Annotated in this window: 6 protein-coding genes; 3 read left to right on the top strand and 3 right to left on the bottom strand. The window is 35.2% G+C overall.

Going from position 1 to position 8526, the window contains the following annotated elements; translation table 11 throughout:
• Window positions 1–164: 164 nt before the first annotated feature.
• The 3 genes from mnmA to OZD66_RS03575 all read right to left on the bottom strand — a co-directional run bounded on the left by mnmA (window position 165) and on the right by OZD66_RS03575 (window position 4044).
• The gene (gene mnmA / locus OZD66_RS03585) at window positions 165–1277 is read right to left on the bottom strand and encodes a tRNA 2-thiouridine(34) synthase MnmA (protein ID WP_182367210.1); all 1113 of its coding nucleotides are present in this window, start codon (window positions 1275–1277) and stop codon (window positions 165–167) included.
• Between the two features lie 254 nt (window positions 1278–1531).
• Window positions 1532–2608, bottom strand: a complete 1077-nt coding sequence (locus tag OZD66_RS03580; protein WP_007548791.1) for a rod shape-determining protein — start codon at window positions 2606–2608, stop codon at window positions 1532–1534.
• A 23-nt stretch (window positions 2609–2631) separates the two neighbouring features.
• A complete protein-coding gene (locus tag OZD66_RS03575; protein ID WP_182367212.1) occupies window positions 2632–4044 on the bottom strand; it encodes a gluzincin family metallopeptidase in 1413 nt (470 codons plus the stop codon).
• Between the two features lie 275 nt (window positions 4045–4319).
• On the opposite strand from OZD66_RS03575, the gene OZD66_RS03570 reads away from it, so the two are divergent.
• From OZD66_RS03570 to ftsH, 3 genes are all read left to right on the top strand, one after another.
• Complete coding sequence (locus tag OZD66_RS03570) at window positions 4320–4799, top strand: OmpA family protein (RefSeq protein ID WP_010081889.1); 480 nt, start codon at window positions 4320–4322, stop codon at window positions 4797–4799.
• A gap of 184 nt (window positions 4800–4983) precedes the next feature.
• Complete coding sequence (gene tilS, locus OZD66_RS03565; RefSeq protein ID WP_182367213.1) at window positions 4984–6279, top strand: tRNA lysidine(34) synthetase TilS; 1296 nt, start codon at window positions 4984–4986, stop codon at window positions 6277–6279.
• Window positions 6280–6291: 12 nt separating this feature from the next.
• Window positions 6292–8124 carry an ATP-dependent zinc metalloprotease FtsH gene (gene ftsH / locus OZD66_RS03560; protein WP_182367215.1) on the top strand — a complete coding sequence of 611 codons (1833 nt, stop codon included), beginning with the start codon at window positions 6292–6294 and terminating at the stop codon, window positions 8122–8124.
• Window positions 8125–8526 lie beyond the last annotated feature (402 nt).

The raw sequence follows: 8526 nt of genomic DNA, 5'->3' as shown, positions 1-8526 counted from the left end.
TTTTTGTCATTTAATCTGTACAGAGAAGATAAATAAATAGCTTCAGTTTCATGATAAGGGGGCTGGCGGAGTTTGTCAAGTAAGTTTTTTTGTTTCTATTCCCAATGTTATATGGTTATGCAAGAAGTCTATTGTATGTTTACACTCTGCATTAAAGCTTTTAGTTAAGAGCATATCCATCCACCGCCGATAACTTGCTCATCTTTATACGCTACACAGGCTTGACCTGTACTGATGCCAAAGTAATCGTCGTTTAAAATGACACAGGCTTTATTTTTTTCGTCAGTTGAATGTATTGTTGCTAAACTTCCCGCATGTGATGATCTCAGCTTCACAGTTACTTCCATACCTTCCTTTGGTTGTTCTAACCAATTTAACTCTTTGATCAATATTTTTTTTTGCATTAATGCGTTGATCGGACCTACTATAACCTCATTATTCTCTGTATTAATTTTTATCACGTAAAGAGGTTCACTGTACCCAACACCTAAGCCTTTTCTTTGCCCTACTGTAAAATTTACTATGCCACTGTGCTCACCTAGCACTTTTCCATTCACATCCACAATTCTGCCTTTCTGTACGGATTGTGGAGCTAATTTAGCTATTGTTTTACTATAGCTTTCGGAAACAAAGCATATATCTTGACTGTCTGGCTTTTCAGAAATTTGTAAACTGAAATATTTTGCTAATTTTCTTATATCACTTTTATAGAACCCACCTAGCGGAAATCGCAAAAGCTTTAACTGCTCTTGAGTTGTAGCAAACAAAAAATAACTTTGATCTTTACTTTTATCAATACTTCTGCACAACTTTACCTCACCATTTTTTTCTAACCTTCTCACGTAATGTCCTGTTACGAGCACATCCGCACCAAGATTTTTTGTAACTTGCAATAGATCACGAAATTTTACCGTTTGGTTACATCTCACGCATGGTATGGGAGTTTCCCCACGCATATAGGTACTCGCAAAATCCTCTATTACTTCCTTTTTGAATATTTCCTCATAGTTTAAAATATAGTGAGGAAAGCCAACACTTTCAGCTACACGCTTAGCGTCATAAATATCCTGTCCAGCGCAGCATGCACCCTTTCTTGCGTTAGCATTACCGTCAGTGCCATAGAGTTGAAGAGTCACACCTATCACCTGGTACCCAAGGTTATGTAGCAGTGCTGCAGCAACGGAGCTATCAACTCCCCCGGACATTGCAACAATAGCCTTGGTCTGGTGCGGAGCTTTATCTTTTAGCAGAGGTTCAATTTTAAATTCTTTCAGCATAATTGCCTTAATTTATAAACACAAACTTGGTGTCATGCAAGTAGCTGACACTGGAATCTAGCTTCTATTACACAAATTCATTAAAACAGCATATTTATTTGTAATCAAGTTTCCTGGATCCCAGTGTTAGCTACTCGGATGACACCCTTTTCTGCTAGAAGTTGCCTTCAAATTACTTGGTGCATGACACTGGGATCTCATTTATATTACATAATTCCATCAAAACAATTCGATAAACTACCTTCAAAAATAATTTAATCTTGCTTGAATAAAACATGGCCAAAATAATCCATGTTTTCAAGCACTTTTCCACTACCTAAGGCAACACAACAAAGTGGGTCATCTGCAACACGAACCGGTAATTTTGTTGTTTCACTGATAACTTTACCTAGATTACGTAATAATCCACCACCACCGGATAAAACTATTCCTCTATCGACTATATCAGAAGAAAGTTCAGGTGGAGTGCTCTCCAGCGCAGTCTTAATAGCAGAAATTATCTGATGTACAGGCTCTATTAAACTCTCTGCAACTTGGTATTCTGATAAAAGCATTTCTTTTGGCATGCCACTCACTAAATCCCTGCCTTTAATTATCATTCCCTCTTTGTTATTTTCACCTGGCAGACTGGCTGAACCTATGCTTTTCTTAATTTTCTCAGCGGTTGTTTCACCGATTAATAACTTATGATTTTCACGAATATATGATTTTATTGCTTCATCCATAATATCGCCACCTACTCTAGCAGAACGTGAATAAACAATTCCGCCTAAAGAAATAATTGCAACTTCAGTTGTACCGCCTCCTATATCAACAATCATAGAACCCTCAGGTTCAGTAACCGGGAGCCCAGCTCCGATTGCTGCAGCCATTGGTTCTTCAATTAAAAATACTTCATTTGCACCAGCACTTTCTGCTGCATCTTGTATAGCACGCCTTTCAACTGGCGTGGATCCAGATGGAACGCATATGATAATATTAGGTTTATTAACAGTGAATTTTGTGTTTGCACTGCGTATGAAATATTTTAGCATTTCTTCCGCACTTTTAAAATCAGCAATGACTCCATCTTTTAAGGGCCTTATCGCCTCTATTTCTCCAGGCGTTTTTCCAAGCATCATTTTAGCTTTTTTACCAAAAGCATAAGGAACGTAACTTCCTTTTTCTTTTATTCTTGCTACAACTGAAGGCTCATCAAGCACTATTCCCTGATTTTTCTGATAAACTAAAGTGTTTGCAGTACCAAGGTCTATAGCAATATCGCTAGCAAACAAACCTTTGAAAGTAAAAAGGCTATAAAACTTTCCGGTTAATTTTCGAACAAAATTCATACATAACTCAAGAAAACCATTTATTAAGACAAATTATACTTTTCAGATAAGTAGTAAGCAACACACTCAACGTCTAAACCCTTACCTGTTACTTTTTTTAGCAGTTCCAGGCCACACTTTGCACTGTATACATTTTGAGATAACCAACTGATAAGTAAACTAAAATCTCCTTTTATTATAGCACTTAATGATTCGTAATGATTCTTTTTAACGAAAGAGAAAATCTGCACAGCAGCAATTAAAGCAATAATTTTTATAGGAAAGTAGCCCATAACACCGCTTGCCCAATATTCATCTTGAAAATAAGTGTTTAGCTCATTTTTAGCTTTTACTGGAATTTTATAGTGCTTCATACCTTCCAACCACGCATCATGCAGGTCTTTGACTTCCAATGTGCCATTTATTATATCTTGTTCTAACTTAGTTCTCAACATAATATGAGCTAACAGACTAAATTCATCTGCATTTTTTAAAAAAGAAGAAAGGTTTATTTCATTGAAAACCAAGTGCAAATTTTCAACACTGCTATTAGTTTTGCCTTTTATAGCAAACTTCTCTTTTATGTGTGGTTGAATAAACTCAATAAATTCTCTGGATGTTCCAATCATCCTTTCCATGAATAACCCTTGAGTTTCATACATAACATGTCTCGTAATTGGACTACTTATAGAATTTTGCGCTAAACATTTTTGATAAATTGCATGACCACTATGCCGTAAAAGTGAAAATAAACCATAACAAAAATCAGATTCATCATAATCTATAGGGTAGTAATAAGAAGTACGAATCTCATTTAGTGCAATACCCATTTGCTGTAAACATAATGAGCCAAGTTCAATCTGTTTCTGAGTAGCAACTTTTTGTATATTAGTAACCTTATCCTTTTTCTGCTTTTCAATTATTTTATCTACATTTTCACTAAAAAATTTGCCTACCTTGGGGAATACTTCCCTTATATTCTTTTCTGTGATATCAGAGTCATAGTCAGCAAGCAGTGAGTCGTATTTTGAGCATTTTAATTGCTGCGATTTTATAGAAGCTACTTCGCGAATGAGTGTGATTAAATCAGTAAAACGTTCTTTTAGTTTTTCTAAGTTACTGGTTTCAGAATGAGATAGCTTCCATAAATTTTGGCATTCAACTTTAGCTTTGGATAAAGACTTTACTAAATCAATAGGAACAGCACTGTTGCTTTTATGTATTCTCTCTATTAACTTTAGCTGCTGAGTATTTGCACTTTTTTTGTTACCAAGAGCATCTGCTAATGATTCCTTTATTGCGTCATGAGAGATAATTTCATGTCTGATTTCTTCTAGAAGACTCATTTGTTCAACTTTGTCCTCTATATTCAATTGGCTTTGGTTTAGTACTTTTAGCGTATTTTCGATATTCTTTACCCTATATAATACTTCCTCTAAAAACTTATAAGATTGCATATTTGTTCATTACTTTAGAAAACATCTGTTTAATACCGTAATAGATTAATAATAAAGTTAAAAGTATATTTGCTTAAAGTACAATAAAAAATTGTACTTTTTATTCTTTTATTGGATTTTTCTACTCAGAGTCCAGCATATTATAGGAAAATTAATTGTAAGGTTGTAGAAAAAGTATTTAGTATTTTATTTCTCTTGACTATATTACAATATAGAGAGATATTAGCTACTGAAATTAAAGTTACGCACTATTTAAAATTTATGGAGGTTTAGTAATGTGGAGTAGACTGGTTATAATGTGCTGTTTTTGTTTATTACTTACTGGTGTAAGTTCTTGCCCAAAAAAAGGAGCAAATACAACAAATAAAATAAATTCTGTTGTTAAGCAGATAGGTGATAAAAGAGTTTTCTTTGGTTATGATGAATCTAGTATTGCTGAAGTAAGTGCAGATGCATTACTTGACGTAATGGAGGTGTTACAAGATAACCCTGACGCGAAGGTTACTTTAACTGGTCACACTGACAACCGTGGTTCTCATGAATATAATCTTGCGCTAGGCGCTAGAAGGGCAGATGCAGCTAAAAAATTTATGGTTAGTTGTACACCCTACATAGAAAACAGAATAAAAACTGCTTCTAAAGGTGAAACTGAGCCTTTGGTTAATGTAAAAGATGATTCTAGAAATTCTAAATATGAAAAAGAGCATGCTAAAAATCGTAGAGTGGAATTTTCATTTTCTGGAATAAAGAAATAGTTTCTTGCATTAAAACCTGGATCCCAGTGTCAAACACTGGGATGACATAAAGAAAGGGCACTGGGGTAGGCAAAAAAGGACAAACTTGTCATATTTCGTTGCTTGTTAGCAGGATCTATATATACCACAAATAAGTCGCGGTATGACGTAAGAGATCTGACCTGTCTGGCCATCAAGAGACATAATGGAATTAGAGTTATTATTTCAAAATGTGGTTAATAGTTTTGCTTTCTATAACAATCAAGTTGCAGTTGCAGTATCAGGTGGTGTAGATAGTATAGTCTTACTGCACTTAATGACTAACTGGGCAAAAAAAAACAAGCTTTCACTTCCTATAGCATTAACAGTAAATCATGGATTACGTCCAGAGTCTCAAAAAGAAGCTGATTTTGTTGTAAGTTATGCAAAGGAACTTGGAGCAAAGGAATCGTTCATATTAAATTGGGAAAAGCAAAATATTAAAGGCAATATTCAGTTACAGGCACGAAAAGTACGGTATAAGTTACTAGCAGAGTGGTGTAAAAACAATAATGTTAAATGTTTGCTCGTTGCTCATCACAAAGATGATCAAGCAGAAACGTTCTTGTTAAGATTAGAGCGAGGTAGTGGCGTAGATGGATTATCATCAATGGACTACAAGTCTTTCCTAAATGGTATTTATATATTTAGGCCATTGTTAAATTTTAGTCGTAGTGAAATAGAAAAGTACGCTAAGCTTCACCGGTTAAAATGGATCGAAGATAGAAGCAATCATGACTTAAAATACAGACGAACTTTATACCGCAACTTACTTAAAGCAAGTGATAATCAAGAGATTTTAACAGAGCGAATATGCCTCACAGCCCTTCATATGAAAAGAGCTGCAAAAGCGTTGATGCACTACACACGCCTTGCGTTTAATGACTGCGTTAATGTGCATGATCTTGGTTATATTGAAATTAAACTAAGTGAGTTTTATCAATTGCCAGAGGAAATAGCCTTGAGGCTTCTTCTTTACTCCATAATGGCAATTGCTAGTAAACATTATAAACCAAGGTACAACAGCCTTATCGTAATATTTAATAAAATATTGCAAAAGGATAGTAATGTTAACTGTACACTTTCTGGGTGTAAAATAAGAAAACATGGAGAAAATATCTTGATAATTAGAGAATCGTCAAAGATACAAGAAATTACCTTAAACCTACCTTTAAATGAACCTACTCAATGGGATAACAGATTTAGCTGCACAATACTCGGAAATCAAGAGTGTTCAGTTATCATTGCTCCATTAAAAAAAACACAAAAAGTTCCTGAATTTCTGAAGGATTACAACTGCTGCCCTGAAGTTTTCTATTCTTTGCCTGTAGTGCTAAAAGATGGAAAGGTGCTTGCTTATCCTGATGTAAATTATAACGGAAAAAATACCAATGACGATAATACTCAATGCATTATTAATAGCACGATAAAACAAAATTTGGTAAGCTTGATGGGTATTTAGTTAAAAATAGAAATGAAAAAATTTTTAGAAGGCTTATTGATCTGGTTAGTAATTATTGTTCTTATTTCAGTTGCTTATATTCAGTTCAGCGGAAATGTAGGTAAAAGTAAAACAATTATACCTTTTTCGGAATTTTTAACTAGACTAGAAGACAATGATGTAGAAAATATTGTCATAAAAAATCAGAGCATTGAAGGCAAGTTCAGGGATGGTTCAAGTTTCAACTCAAGCGGTGTTATATATAGCGACCTAATAAAAAATTTACATGATAGAAAAGTGAGATTCTCCTTTTCAACTGGAGATTCTGCCATGAACGTAATTGGTGGATTACTTATCTCATGGGTCCCAACATTTATCTTTATTGGCTTTTTGCTATTCTTTCTTAAACAAACACAAGCGGGAGGCAACAGAACTATAAGCTTTGGCAAGTCAAGGGCTAGACTCATGACTAGTGGAAAAAAAGTAACATTTGATGATGTTGCCGGAATTGATGAAGCAAAAGAAGAGCTGGTAGAGATCGTTGATTTCCTTAAACAAAGGCAAAAATTTCAAATATTAGGTGGAAAAATACCAAAAGGGTGCCTTTTAATTGGCTCTCCTGGAACTGGCAAAACCCTACTTGCTCGCGCAATTGCTGGTGAAGCTAATGTGCCATTCTTTAGCATTTCTGGATCTGATTTTGTCGAAATGTTCGTTGGTGTTGGTGCAAGTCGTGTTCGTGATATGTTTGATCAAGGCAAGAAAAATGCTCCTTGTATAATTTTTATAGATGAAATAGATGCGGTGGGTAGACATCGCGGCATTGGTCTTGGTGGCGGCAATGATGAAAGAGAACAAACATTAAATCAGTTGTTAGTTGAGATGGATGGCTTTGAGTCTAATGAGGGCGTAATAATAATTGCTGCGACTAACCGTCCGGATGTCTTAGATCCAGCATTGCTTAGACCTGGTCGTTTTGACCGACAGATTACTATTTCTTTACCCGATATAAATGGGCGTGAAAAGATATTAAATACTCATATAAAGAAAATATCAATAGCACCAGATGTAAACGTGAAAACAGTTGCAAGAGGAACACCAGGCTTTTCTGGAGCTGATTTAGCAAATTTAGTGAACGAATCTGCACTTATCGCTGCAAGAAGAAACAAGAAGATTGTTACCATGGATGATTTTGAATATGCACGTGATAAAGTGATGATGGGCGTAGAAAGACGATCCCTAATTATGACAGAAGAGGAAAAGAGACTGACTGCATACCATGAAGCTGGTCATGCGATGATTGCTGTGAATATGCCTGCTTCTGATCCTATACATAAGGCAACAATTATTCCACGCGGTAGGGCACTCGGTTTAGTTATGAGACTACCAGAAACAGATAGAGTGTCCCTCACAAGAGAAAAGATGCTAGCAGATATAACTGTTGCAATGGGTGGACGTGTGGCAGAAGAGCTAATTTTTGGCTACGATAAAGTCACAAGCGGCGCATCCTCGGACATAAAACAAGCATCTGATTTATCACGCGCTATGGTAACGAAATGTGGGATGAGCGACAAAGTAGGCCCGATCTATCACAATCGCGAACAAACTATGCATGGTTCTGAGATAATTTCTGAAGATACGTTAAAACTTATAGATGAAGAAGTGAAGAAAATTGTGTCTTCTTGCTATGAAAAAGCGAAAGACATTTTGACCAAGCATAAGAAAGGCTTAGATCTCATTGCCGAAAATCTACTGGAGTTTGAAACTTTAACAGGAGATGAAATAAAGGGCATATTAAGCGGGAAAAAAATTGTTAGAGAGGAAAATGAGAAGAATGAGAAAATAAAAAAATCCTCCCTCTATTAAATTTGGCCTTGTTTAACTGCTAAAATGAAAGTTTTTAGTTGCAGTAATTGACCAATGGTGTCATCAGGTAGCTCACAGAAACGGGGCTAAAAACTACTTGACAAACCTCGCCAGCCCCCTTATCATGAAAGTGAAGCTATTTATTTATCTTCTCTGTACAGATTAAATGACAAAAGAACTCACGTATCTGGCGTATCATGTTTAATTTTTTGCACTATGTGCACCTTATGTCTTTATAAAATTTCTAGGTTTTTACCTAACATAAGCTGAAATACGCTTATAAGGCATTTAAAACATCAAAAAACGCCAACTTAAAAAATGGATAGTGAATAATTAGCTACCCTAGGGTTTCTTTTGCCTTTTTTTCTGTTTAGTAAATTTCTTAATGTTTATAATTTAGAT

This window comes from Wolbachia endosymbiont of Drosophila baimaii, from assembly GCF_028982185.1.
GTDB lineage: Bacteria > Pseudomonadota > Alphaproteobacteria > Rickettsiales > Anaplasmataceae > Wolbachia > Wolbachia pipientis.
The sequence above is the reverse complement of the archived record's forward strand: the minus strand, read 5'-3'. Positions and strand labels throughout refer to the sequence as shown.

Bases quoted from the DNA above. Each gene is read 5' to 3' on its own strand.
- tilS (WP_182367213.1), top strand. From the start codon at position 4,984: ATGGAATTAGAGTTATTATTTCAAAATGTGGTTAATAGTTTTGCTTTC.
- mnmA (WP_182367210.1), bottom strand. From the start codon at position 1,277: ATGCTGAAAGAATTTAAAATTGAACCTCTGCTAAAAGATAAAGCTCCG.
- OZD66_RS03575 (WP_182367212.1), bottom strand. From the start codon at position 4,044: ATGCAATCTTATAAGTTTTTAGAGGAAGTATTATATAGGGTAAAGAAT.
- ftsH (WP_182367215.1), top strand. From the start codon at position 6,292: ATGAAAAAATTTTTAGAAGGCTTATTGATCTGGTTAGTAATTATTGTT.
- OZD66_RS03570 (WP_010081889.1), top strand. From the start codon at position 4,320: ATGTGGAGTAGACTGGTTATAATGTGCTGTTTTTGTTTATTACTTACT.
- OZD66_RS03580 (WP_007548791.1), bottom strand. From the start codon at position 2,608: ATGAATTTTGTTCGAAAATTAACCGGAAAGTTTTATAGCCTTTTTACT.